The sequence below is a fragment of the Serratia sp. 2723 genome (genome assembly GCF_050434425.1).
Classification (GTDB): Bacteria; Pseudomonadota; Gammaproteobacteria; order Enterobacterales; family Enterobacteriaceae; genus Chania.
On the sequence record NZ_JBNDIN010000016.1, the window covers coordinates 37133 to 57596 of the forward strand.

21 protein-coding genes are annotated in these 20464 nt (G+C 50.7%); 19 read left to right on the forward strand and 2 right to left on the reverse strand.

Annotation, left to right across the window (positions count from 1 at the left end; genetic code table 11):
• Positions 1–10 precede the first annotated feature (10 nt).
• The 12 genes from ABIE29_RS20145 (at position 11) to ABIE29_RS20200 (ending at position 10739) form a co-directional block, all read left to right on the forward strand.
• Complete coding sequence (locus ABIE29_RS20145) at positions 11–160, forward strand: hypothetical protein (RefSeq protein WP_429620690.1); 150 nt, start codon at positions 11–13, stop codon at positions 158–160.
• Positions 161–227: 67 nt separating this feature from the next.
• The gene (locus ABIE29_RS20150) at positions 228–1046 is read left to right on the forward strand and encodes a hypothetical protein (RefSeq protein WP_429620692.1); all 819 of its coding nucleotides are present in this window, start codon (positions 228–230) and stop codon (positions 1044–1046) included.
• A gap of 593 nt (positions 1047–1639) precedes the next feature.
• Entirely contained in the window at positions 1640–2311 is a 672-nt protein-coding gene (locus tag ABIE29_RS20155; protein WP_429620694.1) for a tyrosine-type DNA invertase, read from the forward strand.
• Between the two features lie 404 nt (positions 2312–2715).
• Complete coding sequence (gene fimA, locus ABIE29_RS20160; protein ID WP_429620696.1) at positions 2716–3264, forward strand: type 1 fimbrial major subunit FimA; 549 nt, start codon at positions 2716–2718, stop codon at positions 3262–3264.
• Between the two features lie 78 nt (positions 3265–3342).
• A complete protein-coding gene (locus ABIE29_RS20165) occupies positions 3343–3885 on the forward strand; it encodes a fimbrial protein (RefSeq protein ID WP_429620698.1) in 543 nt (180 codons plus the stop codon).
• Positions 3886–4003: 118 nt separating this feature from the next.
• Positions 4004–4672, forward strand: a complete 669-nt coding sequence (locus ABIE29_RS20170; protein WP_429620700.1) for a fimbria/pilus periplasmic chaperone — start codon at positions 4004–4006, stop codon at positions 4670–4672.
• An 82-nt stretch (positions 4673–4754) separates the two neighbouring features.
• A complete protein-coding gene (locus ABIE29_RS20175) occupies positions 4755–7394 on the forward strand; it encodes a fimbrial biogenesis usher protein (protein WP_429620702.1) in 2640 nt (879 codons plus the stop codon).
• 22 nt (positions 7395–7416) lie between these two features.
• Positions 7417–7944 carry a fimbrial protein gene (locus ABIE29_RS20180; RefSeq protein WP_429620704.1) on the forward strand — a complete coding sequence of 176 codons (528 nt, stop codon included), beginning with the start codon at positions 7417–7419 and terminating at the stop codon, positions 7942–7944.
• 15 nt (positions 7945–7959) lie between these two features.
• Positions 7960–8466, forward strand: coding sequence for a fimbrial protein (locus tag ABIE29_RS20185; protein ID WP_429620706.1), 507 nt, complete (start codon positions 7960–7962; stop codon positions 8464–8466).
• A 13-nt stretch (positions 8467–8479) separates the two neighbouring features.
• Positions 8480–9397, forward strand: a complete 918-nt coding sequence (locus ABIE29_RS20190; protein ID WP_429620708.1) for a fimbrial protein — start codon at positions 8480–8482, stop codon at positions 9395–9397.
• A gap of 65 nt (positions 9398–9462) precedes the next feature.
• On the forward strand, positions 9463–10128 hold the full coding sequence (locus ABIE29_RS20195; protein WP_429620710.1) for a hypothetical protein: 666 nt from the start codon (positions 9463–9465) through the stop codon (positions 10126–10128).
• Positions 10125–10739 (forward strand): helix-turn-helix domain-containing protein, encoded by a 615-nt coding sequence (locus ABIE29_RS20200; RefSeq protein ID WP_429620712.1) that lies wholly within the window; start codon positions 10125–10127, stop codon positions 10737–10739. Before ABIE29_RS20195 ends, ABIE29_RS20200 begins: the two co-directional genes overlap by 4 nt.
• 111 nt (positions 10740–10850) lie before the next feature.
• Here ABIE29_RS20200 and ABIE29_RS20205 read toward each other — a convergent pair whose 3' ends face one another.
• Entirely contained in the window at positions 10851–11426 is a 576-nt protein-coding gene (locus tag ABIE29_RS20205) for a tyrosine-type DNA invertase (protein WP_429620714.1), read from the reverse strand.
• A gap of 423 nt (positions 11427–11849) precedes the next feature.
• Here ABIE29_RS20205 and ABIE29_RS20210 point away from each other — a divergent pair, with 423 nt between their 5' ends.
• Together ABIE29_RS20210 and ABIE29_RS20215 are read left to right on the forward strand one after the other, a co-directional pair.
• Entirely contained in the window at positions 11850–12101 is a 252-nt protein-coding gene (locus ABIE29_RS20210; RefSeq protein ID WP_429620716.1) for a hypothetical protein, read from the forward strand.
• Positions 12102–12498: 397 nt separating this feature from the next.
• Entirely contained in the window at positions 12499–12888 is a 390-nt protein-coding gene (locus tag ABIE29_RS20215) for an SHOCT domain-containing protein (protein WP_024484143.1), read from the forward strand.
• Positions 12889–13063: 175 nt separating this feature from the next.
• On the opposite strand, the gene ABIE29_RS20220 is transcribed toward ABIE29_RS20215, so the two are convergent.
• The gene (locus ABIE29_RS20220; protein WP_429620718.1) at positions 13064–13882 is read right to left on the reverse strand and encodes a winged helix-turn-helix domain-containing protein; all 819 of its coding nucleotides are present in this window, start codon (positions 13880–13882) and stop codon (positions 13064–13066) included.
• Between the two features lie 718 nt (positions 13883–14600).
• Between ABIE29_RS20220 and ABIE29_RS20225 the strand changes: the two genes are divergently transcribed.
• The 5 genes from ABIE29_RS20225 to ABIE29_RS20245 all read left to right on the forward strand — a co-directional run bounded on the left by ABIE29_RS20225 (position 14601) and on the right by ABIE29_RS20245 (position 20387).
• Complete coding sequence (locus ABIE29_RS20225) at positions 14601–14981, forward strand: winged helix-turn-helix domain-containing protein (RefSeq protein ID WP_429620720.1); 381 nt, start codon at positions 14601–14603, stop codon at positions 14979–14981.
• A 118-nt stretch (positions 14982–15099) separates the two neighbouring features.
• Positions 15100–15645 (forward strand): fimbrial protein, encoded by a 546-nt coding sequence (locus tag ABIE29_RS20230; RefSeq protein WP_429620722.1) that lies wholly within the window; start codon positions 15100–15102, stop codon positions 15643–15645.
• 49 nt (positions 15646–15694) lie between these two features.
• Complete coding sequence (locus ABIE29_RS20235) at positions 15695–16399, forward strand: fimbria/pilus periplasmic chaperone (RefSeq protein ID WP_429620724.1); 705 nt, start codon at positions 15695–15697, stop codon at positions 16397–16399.
• Positions 16400–16474: 75 nt separating this feature from the next.
• Positions 16475–19105, forward strand: coding sequence for a fimbria/pilus outer membrane usher protein (locus ABIE29_RS20240; RefSeq protein WP_429620726.1), 2631 nt, complete (start codon positions 16475–16477; stop codon positions 19103–19105).
• Positions 19106–19199: 94 nt separating this feature from the next.
• On the forward strand, positions 19200–20387 hold the full coding sequence (locus ABIE29_RS20245) for a fimbrial protein (protein WP_429620728.1): 1188 nt from the start codon (positions 19200–19202) through the stop codon (positions 20385–20387).
• The last annotated feature ends 77 nt before the right edge of the window (positions 20388–20464 follow it).

Below are 20464 nucleotides of genomic sequence, written 5' to 3' on the forward strand. Positions count from 1 at the left end.
TACCCTGAGGATGCCAGCCTATCGCCACCCGTTAGCGGCAGGGGATGCCTATCTGCGCATGATGGCCTATGTGCAAGGTGAGCTGGAAGCGATTACCGAAAGAACCATTAACCGTGGCACTTTCAGTACCAACATGATCTTTGCATCGACCTATGACTAAGCGCTGACGCCGCTTGGCCTTTGTGAAGGGGCTAATCAGCAACAGCGCAGAGTAATAAGGAACAAAGATGGAGTTGATGGAGATTGAATTGCTTAAAAAAAACGCCGTGATTATCGGCCTGCTATTGCTTTTCCTGTCCCACCCCGCCTTTGCCTTGGGGGAGAATGAGGATGTTGTCTGGAGCAACCAGAATGGACAGATATTAATTGAAAAGGCGAGCTATAAGCAGGCAACGTTTAATCATGGTATGTGCTCGGTGCCCCGCCTTAAAGAATGCCGCCTGTTCTTTGCTTCCTATACTCAGGGCTCTCCCCCAGTGGGCAGTGGTACCACTATTGTTACCGGTGCCCAAGTGACCGATACCCAGTATGCGGCGGCTTTGAACTCCTTTAGCGGAAGACTACTGACTTTGCCCGCCGATAAAGGGCTTTGCATCTGGAAGTATGAGGCAGACAGAGGCGGTAACACTGCACTGACACGCCAGAACTGTGGGCCTGGCGGGACCGGGATAGTACCCAGCGTGCCAGTGATACCAAAATGTTCTGCGATAGGTGGCCCGGTTGAGATCGCCTATGGTGATATTGAGGCCGATGCAGCTCCCGGACTGAAAAAAACCGAAAATCTGTTAGTGAGGTGTGACGCAGACGTGACGATCAAAGTGACGGTGAGCGGCTTATCCACCGCGACCGGAATCAGGCTGCGTACGGATGGTTCACTGACGGCAGATCTGTTTGTGCGTGACCAGCCAGCCAATGTCGGTAGCCTTGAAAGGATGACTGCCAACCTATCGGTCGCTGTACCCATCTCCTCGGTGTTGAAGGTTAACGGTGAACTGGCGGGGGGAGTATTTCATGGCTCGGCAATTATCAATATGGATATCCTTTAACGCTGCCCCACGATGAAAAAGATCAACCCGCTTTTGGCGGGCTGACGCCTTCAGCCTTTCCTGCCTGTTCCACGATCGTCTAGCGAACGGGTTTTATTACTGCCTGTCTGCCTTCCCTTTTCTGAACTTCCCAATCAATAAGCCGGGTAAATGTAATTAGCGAATGTATTAGCTCCAGGGCTACTGTGACATTCTGGCCGGATAAAAATAACATGATGAACAATTGATTAGCGAAATAGAGCGGCGGTATTTTCATCTCATTACAAAATTTAAAATTCTATTTAGTTCATTTTTGTCTAGCTGGGTGAGTAGGAGAAAACCTCGCTTTGGCTGGCAGTGGTAGGCCAGCTCTGGCTTTGCTTACAAAATGCGCTCTTGGTGGGATAAATCTTATTTTTTTGGTGTGTGGAAAATAATCCATTACATTTCTATAGTCTTGTTGTGTTTTTAGTTTTTTCAGCCTGGGTGAGTAAATCTATTTTTATTTGGTAATCATTCATCACAATAGGCTATGCTTTAAGCAATCTGTCTGCGACAGATTTTATTAATTCTTGAGCGAGTAATATCCAGCATAATTGCAATAGGAGCTTTTTGTGGCACAACGTAAATTTCTCACTCTCACCGAAGTTAACAACCTGATGAGTGCTGCCCGGAATAAACAGACCGGGGTACGGGACAGTTGCCTGATCCTGCTTGCCTTCCGCCACGGGTTTCGTATCAGCGAGTTGTTGAACTTGCGTTATCATGACCTGGAAATGATTGAAGGGCGGATAAATATACGCCGGCTTAAGAATGGATTCTCTACCGTTCATCCTCTGATGAGTGATGAATGCAAGGCGATTATGGAGTGGAACCAGGTCAGGGCACAGTGGAAGCCTGCCGTGGATCCACAGATTGTTTTTATCTCCCAGCGTGGCACGCAGCTATCGCGCGGTCAGGCCTGGCGCATTATCCGTCAGGCTGGGGAACTGGCGGGCACCGCTACCCATACGCATCCCCATATGCTGCGCCATGCCTGCGGCTATGAACTGGCGGAAAGGGGCACCGATACCCGCTTGATCCAGGATTATCTGGGGCATCGTAACATCAGGCATACTGTACGTTATACCGCCAGCAACGCGGCACGCTTTGTCGGAATGTGGGATCGTAATGGATTGGTTATAAAGGATTTATTGGTAAACAATCAGGCGAAAGATGAAACAATTGGGGCTAAACTGTTCCTAATTCTTAAACGAAAGGTAAGATTTTGCAATGCCTTGTGTTAGAAAATTCCTTATTTTGTCGTTATCTTTATGAAAAGTAAGGTTATATTTTTACCTCCGCAAATCTCTGTCTCCATCCCCTAAATTTTGGCCATTACGCCAACCCGCTGTTGCAAAACCCAAGATCACCTAAATTCACATTTCCCTGACAATGACAAAGCATTTAATTTCTTATTTTTCAATTTCAAAAATAAATATAGATGATTAATTCAATATTAATGTATTTACCGTTTTTTTATAGGGTGCGACAAAATAGCCCCAAATGTCTCATGTTGCTGGCGAAAACTGAACGGAATAGGGAGGTCCGGCCGTGAGTAGAAATGAAGTCTGTGCGGTTGCCCGTCAGGGGAATCGACCTCCACACTTTTTCATGGTTATGAAACATAATGTGTTCAAAGGAAAATAGTATGAAAATCAAATCACTGGTTGTTGGTATTGCCGCAGTTCTTTCTCTGGCTGGCGTCGCTAATGCGGCAACGGTTACTACCGTCAACGGTGGCCCTATCCACTTTAAAGGGGAAGTTGTTAATGCGGCTTGTGCCGTGGATGCCGGTTCTATTGGCCAGACAGTGCAATTGGGGCAGGTTAAAACGACTTCACTGGCTACCGCTGGTGATGTTAGCTCCGCTACCGGGTTCAACATCCAACTGAATGATTGTGATTCTACCGTTGCTACCCAGGCAGCTGTCGCTTTCAGCGGCACAGCGGTTAACGCTACCTATCCTACCGCGCTGGCCCTGCAAGGCTCTGCGGCAGGTAACGCAACCAACGTCGGCGTTCAGATCCTGGATCGCACCGGTACTGCGTTAGCGGTTGATGGCGCGACCTTCAGTGCGGCTACTACGCTCTCTGATGGCACCGTTATTGTTCCATTCCAGGCTCGTTATATTGCGACCGGCGTAGCCACTGCCGGTATTGCCAACGCTGATGCGACCTTCAAGGTGCAGTATCAGTAAGCTGAATTAGCTTATCAAGGATGATTATTGCAGGCCAGGGAGGCCTGATTTTCAGCTACCGGAGGCAAGGAGCGTGCGATGTGGAGAATGGGAGCGGGACTCCTGCTAACCCTGCTGTTGGCGGGGAAGGCCGTTGCTGACGATCGTTGGGAGGAACAACCTCTCGGTGGCCTGATGCGCTTTCAGGGGGAAGTGATCGCTGAAACCTGTTCGGTGGAAACCGGAGATCGCAACTTGACGGTATCGATGGGGAATATCACCACCGACCGGTTTCGTATGCCTGGCGATGAGGCCGATCCAGTCCCCTTTGATTTACATCTGCAGAACTGTACTACCGCGGTCAGCCGTAACGTGGGAGTGATGTTCCATGGTATGGCAGACCGCAATAATCCGCAGGTGCTTTCTGTTGGTGACGGGCCGGGTGTCGCCTCTGGCGTCGCCGTAGCATTGTTTGACGACAGAGGCCGATTTATTCCACTCAATACTGCGCCGCGGTACTGGGTGCCGTTGCAAGAGGGGCCGGTGATCCTGCATTTCGTAGCGAAATACCGCGCCACCGGACAGCCGGTGAACAATGGTTTGGCTAACGCTCAGGCATGGTTCGCACTGACTTATCAGTAGGCTTTGGCCGCAAGATGAAAAGCAATAGCGCTGCGAATGCCTGGCCGCGCAGTGTTATGGAAGTCAGATCCTGATGGACGAGGTAAATGTGAGAACAATTTCGATGGTTGGAAAAGTAATGTCCGTGCTGCTGCTGTTGGCGGCGGGGCATGTGGGCGTGGCAAATGCCGGAGTAGGTCTGGGTGCGACCCGGGTGATCTATCCTGCCGATCAAAAGCAGGTGACTCTGGGAGTCAGCAATAACGATGAGAAAAGTACCTATCTGATCCAATCCTGGGTAGAAAGCGCCGATGGTCAAAAAGAGGGTCGGCTGATTATTACGCCACCCTTGTATTTGATGCAGGGAAAAAAAGAGAACACGCTGCGCATTATTGATGCGACAAATCAAAGCTTGCCGAAGGATCGGGAGAGCCTGTTCTGGGTTAACGTCAAAGCGATCCCCTCTCTGGACAAATCACGCCAGGATGAGAACACCCTGCAATTGGCTATAACCAGCCGTATCAAACTGTTTTATCGCCCCAATGGGCTCAGTATTGCGCCAGACAAGGCACCGGAGCAACTGCGCTTTAAACGTAGCGGCAAAGAGCTGACGATCGTCAATCCTACCCCCTATTTCATCACGTTGAGCGAGTTGAACGCTGGTACTCGGCAGTTGGCAAACACCATGGTGTCGCCTATGGGGTCGGCCAATGTGCCGCTCCCCGCTGATGCAGGCAGCACGATTTCCTATCGGACGATCAACGATTACGGTGCCCAAACGCCGGTATTCAAGGGTGTGATGCAGTAAGGCATAGAGCCGCTATCCACTTCATCAAGTTATAACCAGATAAATCAGGCAGCCGGGCGACCTGTATCGAACCGGAGGGATCATGCTATACCTGAAAAACGGCACGGAAAGTCGCAGAGTGATAAACGATAACCACCAGGGTGCCCCCATCTTAAAGCTGACTTTAACGCCTTTGGCCGTGATGCTGTGGGCGCTATGTGGCGATGCATCGGCTCGAGCGGAAAATTACTTCAACCCTCGTTTTCTGGCTGACGATCCGGCGAAGGTGGCCGATCTGTCTGGGTTCGAAAAGGGACTTGAGGCACCTGCGGGTATCTATCGCGTCGACATTTATATGAATGACGGGTTTATGTCGACCCGGGATGTCTCTTTCCGGGCCGATGCCGATAACAAGGCCTTGGTGCCATGTCTGACTCGTAGCCAACTGGCCACCATGGGTGTCAATACCCGGGCGGTCCCGGGAATGGCCATCTTGGCATCGGAAGCCTGCGTACCATTAACCTCGCTGATCAAGGAAGCCTCCACTGATTTTGACGTTGGGCGGCAGCGCCTGTCTATCAGTGTTCCTCAGGCTTACATGGGCAACTCTGCCCGTGGTTATATCCCGCCTGACCAGTGGCAAAACGGCATCACTGCCGGGCTGCTCAATTACAGCTTCACCGGCAGTAATGTCCGTAACAGCCAGTCGAGCAACAGCAATTACGCCTTCCTTAACTTACAAAGCGGCGTGAATCTGGGGGCCTGGCGGCTGCGGGATAATACTACCTGGAGCTACACCAGCGGCGGTGGTTCGAGCGCTAATCAAAACCGCTGGCAGCACGTCAATACCTATTTGCAGCGGGACATTGCGCTGCTGCGCAGTCGCCTGACGTTGGGTGACGGCTATACCTCAGGGGACGTTTTCGACGGCGTGAACTTCCGCGGCGTACAGGTGGCGACGGATGACAACATGTTGCCAGACAGCCTGCGGGGGTTTGCTCCCGTGATCCGTGGAATTGCCCGCGGCACCGCCAGGGTCACGGTCAAGCAGAATGGGTTCGAGGTGTACCAAACCACGGTGCCTCCAGGTCCATTTACCATCGACGATCTGTCTGGATCTGGCAACGGTGGTGATTTGCAGGTCAGCATTCAGGAAGCCGACGGCACGGCCCAGGTCTTTACCGTGCCCTATACGTCGGTTCCTGGGCTGCTGCGCCAAGGGCAGGTGAGATATACGGTGATGGTGGGGCAGTATCGCAGCGGCAACGATCAGCAAGAAAAGCCCACCTTTGGCCAGGGCACCCTGATGTGGGGGTTGGCCGACGGCTGGACACTGTCTGGCGGTACTCAGCTTGCCGATCGCTATCGTGCGTTCAACCTTGGGGTGGCTAAAAACCTGGGCATTTTCGGCGCGGTGTCGTTTGACATCACCCAGGCCCGCGCCACCTTGCCGGATGACAGCACCCATCAGGGGCAGTCGCTGCGTTTCCTTTATAACAAGGCATTAAACGAGTGGGGAACCAACCTGCAACTGCTCGGTTACCGCTATTCCACCAGCGGCTATTACGCGCTGGGTGACACGACCTGGCGCCAGATGAGTGGCTACAAGGCGGCAACCGATGAAGGTATTGTCGAGCTCATTCCGAAACTCACCGATTACTACAATCTGGCCCACAACAAGCGTGGGCGGTTGCAAATGACGGTGACTCAGCAGGTTGGGGACAATGGCACCTTTTATCTGACCGGTAGCCACCAGACTTATTGGGGGGTAGGTAAGGCGGATGAACAACTGCAGGCTGGTTACAGTGGCACGCTGGAGGATATCACTTACACCCTCAGCTACAGCCTGACCAAGAATGCCTGGCAGGACGGACGTGACAATATGCTGGCCTTCAACATCAGCATCCCGTTCAGCCATTGGCTGCGTTCCGACAGCCAGTCCGCTTTCAACCGCTCCAGCGTCAGCTACAGCATGTCTGACGATCTGAGCGGCAGGATGACCAATCAGGCTGGGGTGTATGGCACGTTACTGGAGGATAACAACTTGAGTTACAACGTGCAGGCCGGTTACGCCGGAGGCGGAACGGGCACTTCAGGCGGGATGGGTAACACATCGCTGAACTATCGAGGAGCTTCTGGCAACGCCAACGTGGGTTACAGCCGCAGCAGCGGTACCAGCCAACTGTATTACGGACTGAGCGGCGGTGTGCTGGCTCATGAAAATGGCATCACCCTGAGCCAACCGCTGAACGATACCCTGATCCTGGTCAAAGCGCCAGGGGCGGGTAACGTGTCGGTGGAAAACCAGAGCGGGATACGTACCGACTGGCGGGGGTATGCCGTACTGCCGTTTGCCATGGATTACCGGGAAAACCGTGTGGCACTGAACCCCAATACGCTGGCAAACAACGTCGAGTTGGATGACGCAGTAGTCAGCGTGGTGCCGAATCACGGCGCGGTGGTGCTGGCCGATTTTAAAACCCATATCGGGCTGAAGGTCCTGATGACGCTGACCTATAACGGACAACCGTTGCCATTCGGGTCGGTGGTGTCCTTCGATAATGGCCGCTCTGGCAGCATTGTTGCCGATGGTGGGCAGGTATATCTGACCGGGCTGCCGCCAAGTGGCGAGGTGAAAGCCAAATGGGGCGAGGGTGCAGGCGAGCAGTGTGTGGCGAGTTACCAACTGCCGCCGGAAAGTCAGCAGCGGGCACTTAGCTATCTAACGGCAGCATGCCGATGACGCCGGGCGGGAGAGGCGAGCAATGAGAATACAACTTTATAGTCTGTGTCTGCTGGCGCTGTTTAGCGCCAGGGTAACGCAGGCCGCGGACAGTACCATCGCCATTAACGGCTATGTTAAAGACAATGCCTGCTCCATCGCACCGGGTTCGCAAAGTTTTGTGGTGGATCTGATGAGTAATGCGGCCAAGCAGTTACATCGGGTTGGGGCGACGACGCCGATGGTGCCGTTCAGCATCGTGCTCGATAAATGCGGTGGTTCGGCGATCGCAGTGAAAACGGGGTTCACCGGCGGGGCAGACAGCGACAACCTGACTTTGCTGAAAATCGACGGCGGGGCTGGTGCGGCAGCTGGCATGGGTATACAGATCCTCGATAACAACGGCAACGCTATTGCTCTCAATGAGGTCTCGAGCGGGCTGCACTGGTCAAACATCACCGCTGGTCAATCCAATACGCTGTATTTCTATGCGCGTCTGATGGCGACCCGTGCCCCGGTGACTGCCGGGCAGGTCAGAGCGACGGCAAACTTCACCCTGGAATTTCAGTAACCGGAGAAAAGGGCTATGAACATGAGCAAGCTGGTTCCGATCGCGGGGTGGTTACTGATGATGGTACTCCCCCTGGCGCATGCGGCAGATGTCAACATCACCATCAATGGCAAGGTGGTGGCAAAACCCTGCACGGTATCCACCGTGTCCACTACGGTAGAGCTGGGTGATTTGTACACTTTCAACCTGCTGGCGGCAGGTGCGACTTCGCCATGGCACTCGGTGACATTGAACCTCACCAACTGCCCGGTGGGGACCTCAAAGGTAACCGCGACCTTTTCCGGCATGGCCGATAGCACCCGGAACTATTACGCCAATCAGGGCGCGGCCCGCAATATTGCGTTGCAACTGGCCGATAGCAGCGGGGGGAATCTGCCCAATGGCAGTACCAAAGTCGTGGCGGTGAATGACGCATCGCTGGCCGCCAGCCTGGTTTTGCAGGTGAGGGCCATCACGCCTGGCGGCAATGCGACACAGGGTTCGATTCAATCCCTGATCAACGTGACTTACACCTATTCCTGATGATGAAGAACATATGAAAGACTTAATCCGCGTATTTCTGAAATATCTCGGTGCAGCAGCGCTATTGATTGGTTATTCATCCAATGCCCATGCATTTGCTTGCCGAACGGCGGCCGGGGCGACCATCCCTATCGGCGGCGGCTCTGCCAACGTGTTTGTTGATTTGACTCCGCAGATTGGGGTAGGCCAAAACCTGATTGTTGATCTGTCCCGCCAGATATCCTGTCGTAATGATCATCCAGAAAACAGAATAGACTACGTGTCTCTGCAAAGAGGCTCGGCCTATGGTGGCGTATTGGCAAGTTTCACCGGTAGTTTTGTTTATGACGGCACCTCTTACCCATTCCCAACTACCGCTGAAACCAAGACCGTTACCTATAGAACCACCACTATGACGCCATGGCCCGCCGTGCTTTATCTCACGCCTATCAGCACTGCAGGTGGAGTGGCTATAACCAGTGGTTCTTTGATTGCGGTTTTAAATATGCATCAAACGAATAACGTGGGGGAATCGCACGCGTATATTTGGAACATCTATGCCAGCAATAACGTGGTGATCCCTACCGGTGGCTGTGATGTCTCTTCCCGCGACGTTACGGTGAATCTGCCAGAATATCCGGGAACCGTGTCGATACCGTTGACGGTACGTTGCGCCAAGAACCAAAACCTGGCCTATTACCTGACCGGGCCAACCACGGATGCCGCATCCACGATTTTTGCCAACACCGCCTCTGCGCCGGTGGCTCAGGGGATTGGTATTCAGCTTGCCAACCGCAATGGCGTTATTGCCACCAACAGGAATGTCGCGCTGGGTATCGTCGGCAGCTCTTCAGTCAGTTTAGGTTTGACCGCCAACTATGCACGCACTACCGGTCAGGTAGTGGCGGGTAATGTCAAAGCCGTGGTGGGGGTGACCTTTTTGTATCCTTGAATGTGCTGTTGAACGCGACCTCAAACTTGGGGGACGGCATTAAACACGGTTATTAAGGAGGAAAAATGCAGCAGGCAAATCATCGGCAATCCGAGCATGCGACAGCGGAAGGCCGCAAACGAATTCTGGTCGTTGAGCCATCCAGGATCAATTGGATCGGGTTGCAACGGTTACTGGGTGACGCGGGCAGCACGGAGTTAAGTTTTTGCCGGGTCAGCAAATTGACCGATGCCAAAAAGAAAATTTATGAATTTAAACCTGATGTGATCTTGTTTAGCTCATTATCTCGTGGCACTGACTATCTGTCGTTATTATCCTTTTTGTCAGATATTGCCAGTTATCACCTTAAAACCAACTCGGTGATCTGGTTGCAGCATGATATGGCCTGGATGGTGCAACTTCTCCACGCTTTCGGCGTGGATACGGTATTGATCGATCCGGTTAACCTTTATCAAATCACCCAATGTCTAGGCAGCGATCAGACTGACAAAGCGCGCAAAAATGCGGCTTTATTGGGTAAGCAGGAAAGATTAATTGCGCTGGACTTACTGCGTGGGCGCAGTGCCACGGCCATCGCCAATGTGACCGGCAAAGATGTACGTACCATCAGCACGCAAAAGAAATCGATCATTAGAAAGTTACAGATGACAACCAATGAGGAGCTCTACCTGCTGGCGGGTAGGCTGGTTTATTTAACCAAGATAAACGGACTGAGTGGTGATCCGCGATGAAAAAAATAATGATTATGCATCCCTGCATTGTTACCTGGCATGGCTTGTATCAGTTATTCAGGCGCAAACTGCCCGACGCTGAGATCGTACCGGCGCACTCTATCTATGATTTGGTATTTGATGATGATCTCTCTGATGCCGATCTGATCGTCACTGAGCTCTATGGCCTGAATGAAAATATGACTATGGGGGCGAAGTTGCTGTCATTTGTTCAATCGGTCAGGCAGGACAAACCGCTACTGATTATGACCGATGTGCCAGGAAAACAGGTGTTGGATTGCTCAGGTTATCTGCCAGGGGCATCCTATATTGCTTTATCTGAAGATATTCGTCGGCTGGTTCATCAGGTCGATCGGGTTCTGGCTGGCAAGATTGTTATCAGTCCGTCTCTACGTAGTGAGCAGGAGATGAGTCTGTTCAACGCCGATACCAGACCTTTTTCCCGCTCGGAAATAAAGGTTTATAGCTTATTGCAGGAGGGCTTCAGTATCTCGCAGATAGCGAAGAAGATTTCCCGCAGCGTCAAGACCGTGAGTGCACATAAACGCAACATGATGGGAAAGCTTGGCATTGAGAGTGAAGTAGAGCTCTATGCCTGTTTTAATCAATAGACCTATATCGGTGACTGCCAGATTTGGAGATCGCTGTAATCAGCGATCTCCGGCGGTGGTAGAGACTGGTTTGCTGCATAATGCACTAAAAGTAAGGTTGTTCTGGCGGATTTAGCCGTTTTTTCGTTTATCCGCTTCCCATATGCCAGCGAATCGTGCTGCATTACTGGCTGTATAGCGGACGGTATGGCGAATATTTCGGTGCCCCAGATAGTCCTGGATCAGGCGGGTATCGGCACCTCTTTCCGCCAGTTCATAGCCGCAGGCATGGCGTAGCATATGGGGATGCGTATTGATGACCGTACCCGCCAGTTCGCCAGCCTGGCGGATAATGCGCCAGGCTTGGCCACGCGATAACTGGGTTCCTCGCTGAGAAATAAAGATAATATCCGGGTCTGCACCTGGTTTCCATTGGGCCCTGAGCTGTTTCCATTCCATAATTGCCTCGCATTCGTCATTCATCAGAGGATGGACGGTAGAGAATCCATTTTTAAGCCGGCGTATATTTATCCGTCCTTCGGCCATTTCAAGATCGCGAAAGCGCAGGCGCAGCAGCTCGCTGATACGTAATCCATGGCGGAAAGCCAGTAAGATCAGGCAGCTATCTCGTACACCAGTCTGTGTCTTTCTGGCAGCACTCATCAGGTTGCGGACTTCTGTTAGAGTGAGAAATTTACGCTGTACCAAAGAAAACTCCTATATTTTCGCTTAAAAAACGCCAGAGTCAGGATTAAATCGAGTGAAATTTTCACCTACCGTTTTTAGCTCCAAAGAGTGCAATAAAAGTTTGCGAAGCATTCATTTAGAAGTAATTTTGTAGGAAAATTCCTATTCAATGTTTAATGAGATGTTACAGGTGACGACCGACAATATCCAGCATTTACGGGGGAGGGAAAATGCACTGTTTAAATAGCATTGATAATGCAGTTTATAAGTTGACTTTTTTCCGCTAATACAATGAATATTGGGTTTCTTTATAGTGTGATGTGTAATGAATTTCACGATTTTCAGAATAAAAAATTGATGTGTGGCGCAATGAGCCGGTGCTAGCCAAAAATTGTACATCGAGCCTATAGGATAATCCCACATCCATAGCTAGAGGTTGCCAATATGAATATTCAAATAAAAGTTGATAACAATATGTTCGACAACCTGTCTGGGAAAGCCCGTGAGGCATTGCTGGACGAACTGCAAACTCGCGTCCATGAGGTCTACCCAGCTAGCCAACTGACGGTGATTGCTGGGCTGAATGATAAGACTGAGATCGTGACCAGTGATTTTTTTAACGACATTGAGGCAAAACTGACCGTGCAGGAAATTGTCGACGATGTCATCCTGCATGGCCATTGGCGTAACGCATAACCCTCACCCCAACCCTCTCCCACAGGGAGAGGGAGCTGTCAGCCCCTGCTCGTTTGTAAGAAAAGCGATAATCTCAACAAACTCGATCGGCCCCTTTCACAGGGAGAGGGAGCTGTTATCCCTACTCTTTGGAAGTAAAGAAATCATCTCAGTAAACTTGAACGCCCCATCCAAGGTACATCGCCGCATTTTCAGCCCACTCGATCGGTTCCCTCTCCCTGTGGGAGAGGGTTAGGGTGAGGGGCCCGTGCCTTACCCATACAGATACCCTCCCTTCCCGTATTTTTCCCGCCCAGCATGGAAAAAATGAAAGTCCGACATATACTTATGGTGCTAAAGCCGCATCTCTGATTGAAGGTCGTTTTATTCTGGCGGTGCCAGACCATAAGGAGCGCTAATGACTTATCACCTACTTACCCTCTGGGATATCCTGGTTACTACGTTCTCGTTCTTCTTCTTTATTGCCTATCTGTTTATTCTGTTCCAGGTCGTCTCAGATCTGTTCCGCGATCACCAACTGAGCGGCTTTTATAAGGCGGTATGGATTGTGTTCCTGCTGTTCATCCCGTTGTTAACGTCCCTGGTCTACCTGATTGCCCGTGGCAAAGGCATGGCCGAGCGGCATCGTGCGCAGGTGCAGAAATCTGTGTCTGCCACCAATGAGTATATCCGTGAGGTTGCAGGCAAATCGCCAGCCGAGCAAATTTCTGACGCCAAAAAACTGTTGGATGATGGTGTGATCACCGAAAGCGAATACCAGCAGCTTAAGGCTAAAGCACTGGCCTGAGGCTGAAGTTGGCAGTAAAACATGGCTGGAGAGGGAAAGGGGGCTGCAAGCCCCCTAATAATAATCATTCGTCAGGGAACCCGCTTGTCGTGTCTCTTGCAATCTACCGGTCACGCATGATGAATGCAGCCACGCCGCCGCCGTTCGTTGTTAGCACACTTTTATCGCCAAACCGCTATTGGCTCTCTGCTGGCCGTAGGTCAGCAAGAGGACTATGTTTATTATCGATTTTAAAGCGAGAAGAACATCTCAGATCGCCTTGTGCTGTGGTATCGCAAAATAATACCAGAGTGCTGTGGTTCGCCGGGGTTCGGGTAATGTAGACAAACTCATCTGGATGGCAGATCACATTGTTAACGGTTAAATACTCCTTGTAGCCAGCCACATTGGTTTCCAGATCGTTTCTATCTATATAGACCGAACATTGATTGATCTTGGCAACTCTATTGTGGGTGTTAAAAAAGCGCGCACTTTGCGACTGATTGCTGGCCAACAGCAGCAGCATAGCAATGATGAACGTCGCATGCAGGCCATAGCGCAATAGCTTTGTCTGATTAAAAACGGTGCGTTTTGGTGGCGGTATTTTGGCCAGCGGGCTTTCGACGGGGAGAGGCTCTGGTTTATTGTTTTGCTGCACAATGTCGTTGGCGCTCTCTTCTGGCTGTATTTCAATGCTACCGGAAAAAACCACCCCGATTTTGGGAACCGTTCTGATGATATTTTTGCTTAGTCCGGCCTCCCGCATCCCTTTTCTTACTAATGAGATATTCTGATAAAGAGTATTGGCAGTGACATACTGGCCATTTTTTTGCCATACCTCATTAAAAAAGTCGCTTTGGCTGATCACCTCGCCGGGGCGTTGCAGCATTAATTGCAGGCAACGGCTGGCGGGAATGTTTAACACGGTTTCTTTGCCCCGAACGCGCAGTGGGCGCAGGCAGTGCTCTTCGGGGAGGTACAGTACTGCATCATTAATAATAATTTTATTTTTCATTTCAGTGTGTTAACTTTTTATTGTCTGAGTGTTCGGCTTGTTTAAAGTATAGTTTAACCATTTCTAGCGGCATCAAAAATCAGTAACAATTCATATTTATTTAAAAAACAACATTTTAATAATAAATCTCAAATGAGAACCACTGTCATTTAAGAGCAATTTAGAATGGTCTGTCATGATTAAGTATTTTTTATTAACCAATTGAATTATATGTATTTTTTGTTTTTTTTAAAGGTTAAAACTACTTCAGTGAGAAAAATCCCACTTATGCTCTAGTATTTACCCCATCAGTAAGGTGGGCGAAATAAAAGCGGCTTCATCTTACGGAGATAAAGGATGGCTTCATCGGTAGGGGCTTTTATATGCCGGTGTGACAGATAAATCCTAATGTTGGGTTCGTAGGTAATAGATTGAATGCTAATGAGTAAAATTTAATGGCTAGTTATTAATGTTGTGGGATGAAAATCTTTGACATTTATGACTACTCAAACGAGGTGAAGTAATGAGATATAAAAAACACCAGGATGATTCGTATCAGCTAGCGTTAAGTGCTGATTGAGTTGAGTTAGTCAGAATTTAACGCTGTAGTGAGGCTTTTATAAATGGCAATGTGATCATCTTGGCGCGGTTGCCATAGTGGAAATTGCTTCTATAATGTCTCACCTAAGGGAGGTTTGTTATTTTTGTTATTAAACCAAAATAATAGCCTGAGATGCATATGGAAAATAGACTTTATGGATTCCTAATTGATGATGACATTCAGTTCGAAATTGCCAATCGCAGGCTCCTTTATTATTCGGACGGAGCTGCGGAGCGCACCCTGTTTTTCAAGGTTATCTCTTTAAACGAGATCCAGACCCGATTGCTGATTTATTTACTGGCGAACAGCCGGGATGCCGTCATCTATAAAAATGACATAATGAAAAACGTTTGGGATGAGATTAATTTATCTTCATCCAGTCAGCGTTTATGGCATGCAATAAATGAATTACGTAAAAAATTGGCGTCACTTGATCTCCCAGAAGACTTTATAGCGAACATTCATGGTATTGGCTATTCCGTCGATAACCACCGAGTCTCTTCGCTATTTATTAAGTAAGTTGTTGTAAATGTAAATGCTGGAATAGTCTAGCTATATCTATCCCCATGGGTATCCACCAGGCCATTTTAATGGATATTAAAATGGTATTCATAATACAAGGTAAGTAGGAATATATATGAAAAAGTTAACAATCGTTGCATCACTGATCGCTGTTTTCGGTACTGTTGGTCTGGCTCAGGCTGCTTCTACCGGTACCATCACTTTTAAAGGTGAACTGACTGCAAATACCTGTGACGTTGTGGTTGATGGCCAGGATGCGGACGCGACCGTGATTCTGCCAACAGTAAGCACCAGCCAATTGCAAAGCGCCACTAAAACGGCAGGTGATACCGGCTTCGTGATGGCCCTGAGCAACTGTTCTGGTACCTTGGAGACTGCCTCTGCCTTCTTCCAGGCAGGTGCCTCGGTTGATGCCGTGACCGGCCGCCTGATTAACATGACCGGTGGTGCTACCAACGTCAGTCTGCAATTGCTTGACGCTTCAAGCCCGACTCAGGCCGTGATCAAAGCCGGTAGCCAGGAGCAGGTTGGCGCGATGACCTATAAAGATGTTACCGGTGGTAGCACCACGCTGCCATACATCGTTCGTTACTACGCAGAGGCACCAACCACTGCGGGTATTGTTGTCAGCAACGTTATTTATTCTATTCAGTACCAGTAATGGACTGCGGGAGGGGGTTCCCCTCCCATCTGTCGGCTTTCCGGAGTTTATGATGAAGTTTCTTTCTACTAAAGTGCTGCAAGTTGGTACTTTTGCCGCCGCAGCCTTGTTCAGCGTCAGTAGCTTGGCCAGCGTGGTGATTAGTGGTACGCGGGTGATTTATCCTTCCGATGCCAAAGAAGTCAGCGTAAAGATCAGCAACGGAGGTCCATCACCGGTGTTGTTGCAAAGCTGGATCGATAACGGTGACATCGACGCCAAACCGGCGGCGATCAAGGTGCCGTTTGTCCTGACACCGCCGATGAACCGTGTGGAATCAGGCAAAGGCCAGACGTTGCGTATCAGTTACGCCGGTGGTTCGCTGCCGATGGATAAAGAATCGGTGTTCTGGCTGAACGTGCTGGAGGTTCCGGCCAAAACCCAGGCTAAAGTGACTGAGAACCGCTTGCAGATGGCCTTCCGCTCGCGCATCAAGCTGTTCTATCGCCCAGCAGGTCTGCAAGGTAACGCCAATGAAGCGGCTAAAGCGCTAACCTGGAACAGTCAGGGTAACCGGATACAGGCCAGTAACCCGACGCCTTATTATGTCTCTTTGGTCAATCTGTCGGTGAATGGTAAAAAACTTGACCATGCGATGGTGGCCCCTCGTAGCAGCATGACATTGAACTTGGCAGGCAGTACAGGTAGTAAGGTTACAGGGAGTTTCGTTAATGATTATGGCGCGGTTAATACTTTTGATGCAGTGATAAAATAACGTCCTCGCTATATAAAACACTCTCGCATTAATTTGTTGACCGCTATTCAGGAATCAGTTCTTGAAGGGATATCTATGTCTAAATCTTTACAATGTGGCCTGCGTGGCCAGTTATCTCCACTGGCGATAGCAATTATATCAACTTTTTTTGCGGCTAACGTTAATGCTGAGAACACGGTTTCTGCACCACAGGACATCGCCAAAAATCTTGAGTTTGATGCCTCTTTCTTGAATGTGGATGATGAGAAGTCGGTTGATCTGAGTCGCTTCGCCAATGGTTCCTCTGGCTTGCCTGGGGTGTATAAAACGGCTTTATATATTAATAATCAACCGGTCAGTAATACCGATATTGAATTCAAGGCGCGGGCAGATAAAAGCGTTTATCCCTGCCTGACCCGCGAACTGATTAAAAACATTGCGTTTGATTACGCCAAGCTACCAGCGGACTTTTTAAGCTCACTGGACAAAGGGGATGTCTGTTTCGATCTCCAGCAGCGTTTGCCGGAAGCTCAGGTGAATTATGACAGTAATGAACAACGCCTGGATATTATGGTTCCTCAGGTTTACATGCTCAACACCGCCCGTGGCACAGTCAGCCCGGAGTTGTGGGACAGCGGCGTACCGGCATTATTGCTTGGCTATAACGTCAATGGCTATACCAGCGAATCCCATGGCACCAGCTATAACTCACTGTTTACCGGGGTGAATGCCGGGGCTAACGTCGGAGCCTGGTATTTGCGCCACAACGGTTCCTATAGCCGGATGGATAACGGCGAGAGCCAGTACAGCAACCTTAATACCTATTTGCAGCGTGACATCCCGGCGTTGAAAGCGCGTGTCCTGATGGGACAATCGAATACCATCGGGCAACTGTTCGATACCGTGCCGTTTACCGGTATACAGCTGGCCAGCGACGAGCGGATGCTGCCGGAGTCCCAGCGCGGTTACGCGCCGGATATCCGTGGTATCGCTCGTACCAACGCCCGTGTCACCGTGCGTCAGGGCGGTCAGGTGCTGTATGAAACCACCGTCACGCCGGGCGAGTTCCTGATCAACGATCTGTACCCGACCGGCTACGGCGGCAATCTGGACGTTACCGTGCGTGAGTCCGACGGCACCGAGCAGACCTTCAGTGTGCCTTATGCCTCGGTGGCCCAACTGTTACGGCCAGGCTCATCGCGTTATTCGATCACTGCGGGTGAGGTGCGCAGCGATAACCTGCGTGACAAACCGGCGCTGTACCAGGCGACCTATCAGCTTGGCTTGACCAACACCGTCACCGGCTATGGTGGCCTGCAGGCCAGCCAGGATTATTACGCACTGCAACTGGGAGCCGCCGTGGGCACACCGATCGGTGCCCTGGCATTTGATGCCACCCAGGCTCGTACTCATTTGGGCGACAGCTCCGATATTGATGGCCGACATCGCTCAGGCAGCAGCCTAAGCGGGCAAAGCTATCAGGTGAGCTACAGCAAATTGATCAGTGAAACCAACAGTAACCTGTCGTTGGCGGCATACCGCTTTTCCACCAATGGTTACATGGATTTTATGACCGCGATGCAAACCCGTGATGCGGTGGCGCAAGGCTATTCGCCGGACTCGATTTCTCGTGCCAAAAATCGCCTGACGGTCACCGCCGGGCAAGGTCTGCCAGAAAACTGGGGCCAGCTGTATATCAGCGGTTCCTTGCAGAACTACTGGAATAAAGACGGCAGCGAGAAGCAGTACCAGATGGGTTACAACAATCGCTACAAGGACCTGTCTTACGGCCTGAGCGTTAACCGCAGCTTCTCCAGCCTGGGTACGGCGCAAACCAACTATCTGTTGAGTTTCAGCCTGCCGCTGGGAAGCAACGACCAGACACATACACTGCAGCTACGTATGGATCTGTCCCATGACAGTAGTGGCCGTTATGGTCAGCAGGCGACGGTATCCGGCAGTGCCGGGGCAGAGAGCCAGTTCAGCTATGGCGTGACGGCGATGAATGCCAATCAGGGCCAGGGCAGCAGCGGATCGCTGAATGGTAGCTATCGTACCCCGGCTACGGCGTTGAGCGGTACATACAGCACCGGCAAAGGTTATCAAAGCGCCTCTGCCGGGATGAACGGGACGGTGATTGCGCACACTGGGGGCGTGACCTTTACGCCGTACACGTCGGATACCTTTGCGCTGGTAGAAGCCAAAGGGGCTGAAGGCGCCAAGGTTTCCTCGTATCCCGGCGTGAGTATCGATTCACGGGGTTACGCGATAGTGCCTTACCTGAACCCGTACCAGATGAATGAAATCAGTATCGATCCGAAAGGGACGGCGGCCGACGTGGAATTGGACAACACCAGCCAGAAGGTCGCGCCTTACTCCGGAGCGGTGGTGAAGCTGAAATACAACGCCAAGCAGGGTACGCCTATCCTGGTGAACGCCACCTATCAAGGGGAACCGGTACCGTTCGGCGCCGATATCTTTGACGGTAAGGGCAACAGCGTAGGCTCAGTCGGCCAGGGCGGGCAGCTGTATGCGCGCGTGGCGCAAGACAAAGGTCAACTGCGCGTGAAATGGGGCGAGGGCAGCGAGATGCAATGCACGGTCAGCTATGTGCTGATGCCTGTAGCCAAGAACCAGAAGCAGGAGCAGATACAGCAATTCAACTCTCCTTGCACGGCGACGGCAACTGCCGGTTCCCAGCGTTTGAAACTGGAAAAAACGACGTGATATCAGCGGTTAACCCGGGTTGGCCGCTCATCATGACCACTATTTTCCTTTCTGGCCAGACCTGGATGGATGGCCAGAAAGAGGGGAGTTACCTGTGACGTTATCAATAAATAGAGTGCTAGGTTTACTGGCTGGGATCTTGTTACCCATTTTCAGCCCTACAAGTTGGGCTATTGTGACTTTTACCTTACCAACCGGTATTCAGACTGTAGCCGTTCCTTTGTCTCCGCCGGTAATTTCGGCTGGTGTAGACGCACCTGTAGGAACGGTGTTTTATCGGGCAACGCTAAGAATGAAAGATGGCTACGCTGAGGTAAAATGGCCGGCCTCTGATGTTGGAAAATATCTGTATACCAGTATATCAGCGAGCCTGAAAACGACTCCACAACCTCTCGCGAGCCTACCTGTCGGACCTTTTACAGATGGGGTCTATCAGACTGGTATACCCGGTATCGGTGTGGCCATTTTTTTAAGTGATATCAGCACTAATCCTGTAACAACCGCCCCGAGAAGGGCTGAAAATCAGAAGCTGCTTGAATCAGGTTATTCGCTCCGGAATATGTTGATAGGTTCAGACAAGAATTTCTCGGTCGCACTGGTTAAAACAGGCCCTCTTACACCGGGGAGTTACAGCATCAGTGGCGCCAATTTTCCTACTATGCAGTATGGTTTGGACCATTCGGGTACCAGCCACACAAATGCTGCCGCAATCAGTGGGTTGCCGATATATTATTGGAATGTCAGTTTTCAAGGAAACATCACGGTGTCGGCACAAACCTGCACCACGCCCGATGTCTCGGTTAATTTAGGCACCTATGAAATAGGTGAGCATTTTAGGGCGCTAAATTCGACAACCCCCTGGAAAGATGCCTCAATTGCTTTGACCAATTGCCCCAAATTTTACGGCTTTTATAATTCGACTAATGCACCGTTGTTAATGGATTACAATACGGGAAAAAGTACCTCCACGACCTCACTCAATAACACGATTGGTGTGAGATTAGCGCCAGTCGGCGATGCCATTGATGCTGCCAATGGGGTGATGGCTATCGATTCGACGGTATCCGGAGCAGCAAGCGGTGTGGGTATCCAGCTTGGTTGGGGATTAAGCAGCCAGACGCCGACACCGTTTAATTTTTCCACAGAACAGGTTATGACGTTGCCGAAAGATGGCAGCACGACGATTCAGGTGCCCTTGGCCGCCCGCTATATTCAAACCGCAGCGAACCCTACGCCAGGCAAGGCGAACGGCAAAGTGACGTTTACGGTTAACTATTATTGAGTGACGGCCTGTCCGATTAAAACCCGTGAGCTCTAACTCGGCTATTTTCGCCAGAGATTAACCCGGCCAGCACCGAT

Bases quoted from the DNA above. Each gene is read 5' to 3' on its own strand.
- ABIE29_RS20190 (WP_429620708.1), top strand. From the start codon at position 8,480: ATGAAAGACTTAATCCGCGTATTTCTGAAATATCTCGGTGCAGCAGCG.
- ABIE29_RS20150 (WP_429620692.1), top strand. From the start codon at position 228: ATGGAGTTGATGGAGATTGAATTGCTTAAAAAAAACGCCGTGATTATC.
- ABIE29_RS20225 (WP_429620720.1), top strand. From the start codon at position 14,601: ATGGAAAATAGACTTTATGGATTCCTAATTGATGATGACATTCAGTTC.
- ABIE29_RS20220 (WP_429620718.1), bottom strand. From the start codon at position 13,882: ATGAAAAATAAAATTATTATTAATGATGCAGTACTGTACCTCCCCGAA.
- ABIE29_RS20210 (WP_429620716.1), top strand. From the start codon at position 11,850: ATGAATATTCAAATAAAAGTTGATAACAATATGTTCGACAACCTGTCT.
- ABIE29_RS20230 (WP_429620722.1), top strand. From the start codon at position 15,100: ATGAAAAAGTTAACAATCGTTGCATCACTGATCGCTGTTTTCGGTACT.
- ABIE29_RS20165 (WP_429620698.1), top strand. From the start codon at position 3,343: ATGTGGAGAATGGGAGCGGGACTCCTGCTAACCCTGCTGTTGGCGGGG.
- ABIE29_RS20235 (WP_429620724.1), top strand. From the start codon at position 15,695: ATGATGAAGTTTCTTTCTACTAAAGTGCTGCAAGTTGGTACTTTTGCC.
- ABIE29_RS20175 (WP_429620702.1), top strand. From the start codon at position 4,755: ATGCTATACCTGAAAAACGGCACGGAAAGTCGCAGAGTGATAAACGAT.
- ABIE29_RS20215 (WP_024484143.1), top strand. From the start codon at position 12,499: ATGACTTATCACCTACTTACCCTCTGGGATATCCTGGTTACTACGTTC.
- ABIE29_RS20195 (WP_429620710.1), top strand. From the start codon at position 9,463: ATGCAGCAGGCAAATCATCGGCAATCCGAGCATGCGACAGCGGAAGGC.
- ABIE29_RS20185 (WP_429620706.1), top strand. From the start codon at position 7,960: ATGAACATGAGCAAGCTGGTTCCGATCGCGGGGTGGTTACTGATGATG.
- fimA (WP_429620696.1), top strand. From the start codon at position 2,716: ATGAAAATCAAATCACTGGTTGTTGGTATTGCCGCAGTTCTTTCTCTG.
- ABIE29_RS20145 (WP_429620690.1), top strand. From the start codon at position 11: ATGCCAGCCTATCGCCACCCGTTAGCGGCAGGGGATGCCTATCTGCGC.
- ABIE29_RS20200 (WP_429620712.1), top strand. From the start codon at position 10,125: ATGAAAAAAATAATGATTATGCATCCCTGCATTGTTACCTGGCATGGC.
- ABIE29_RS20180 (WP_429620704.1), top strand. From the start codon at position 7,417: ATGAGAATACAACTTTATAGTCTGTGTCTGCTGGCGCTGTTTAGCGCC.
- ABIE29_RS20170 (WP_429620700.1), top strand. From the start codon at position 4,004: ATGTCCGTGCTGCTGCTGTTGGCGGCGGGGCATGTGGGCGTGGCAAAT.
- ABIE29_RS20240 (WP_429620726.1), top strand. From the start codon at position 16,475: ATGTCTAAATCTTTACAATGTGGCCTGCGTGGCCAGTTATCTCCACTG.